Source organism: Luteimonas sp. A537 (assembly GCF_054052065.1).
In genome coordinates this window covers 1-740 of the sequence record NZ_JBSVRH010000025.1, presented here as the reverse complement: position 1 = coordinate 740, position 740 = coordinate 1, and the positions used below count along the sequence as shown (strand labels likewise).

Genomic DNA, 740 nt, shown 5'->3' with positions numbered 1-740 from the left:
CTGATCCTGCCCCTGCTTCACGGACACCCGGATAAGCGATTCAATATCGCAACCCGAGGTGAGACAGATGACCAGGAAGAAGTCAGAGACAAAGGCAGAGCGTAAGCGGTTCAGCCCCGAGTTCAAGCAGCAGGCGCTGCTACGGGCGTCGAAGGACGGGATCCCAGCGGTGGCACGCGACCTGGGGCTGGAGCCGGCGCAGTTGTACGGGTGGCGGACGAAGGCCCAGCAGGAGGGCGAGGACGCCGAGGCGCATCGCGTGCAGCAGGCGGAGACGGCCCAGCTCAAGCGCGAGGTGGCGCGGCTGGAGGAAGAGGTCGCGTTCCTAAAAAAAGCGGCGGCGTACTTCGCGAAGCAACCCAAGTGAAGTACGCCACGATCAGGGCACACGAGGCCCAGTTCCGGGTCCGCCTGATGTGTCGGCTCCTCGGCGTGTCGCCCAGCGGGTACTACGCGTGGCGAAGCCGGACGCCGTCGAAGCAGGCGCAGGCCCGCGCCACGCTGGATGCGCAGGTGCGGGAGGAGTTCGAGCGGCGCAAGGCTCGCGCCGGCGCGCCCCGCCTGTCGCGGCACCTGGGGCGGGGTCGCCGCCAGGTGGCGCAGAGTCTGCGCCGGCAGGACCTGCGTGCGAAGGCGGCGAAGAAGTTCAAGGCGACGACGAACTCGAACCATTCGCTGCCTGTGGCGGAGAACCTGCTGAAGCAGAATTTCACGGTGCAGCGTCCGAACAAGGTGTGGGT

2 protein-coding genes are annotated in these 740 nt (G+C 67.0%); both read left to right on the top strand.

Features of this window, described 5'->3' with window-relative positions; genetic code table 11:
* Window positions 1-67 precede the first annotated feature (67 nt).
* A complete protein-coding gene (locus tag ACW7GZ_RS14905; protein WP_457010061.1) occupies window positions 68-367 on the top strand; it encodes a transposase in 300 nt (99 codons plus the stop codon).
* A partial coding sequence (locus tag ACW7GZ_RS14900) for a transposase (RefSeq protein WP_457010059.1) occupies window positions 364-740 on the top strand: 377 nt, incomplete at its 3' end. The genes ACW7GZ_RS14905 and ACW7GZ_RS14900, both read left to right, overlap by 4 nt.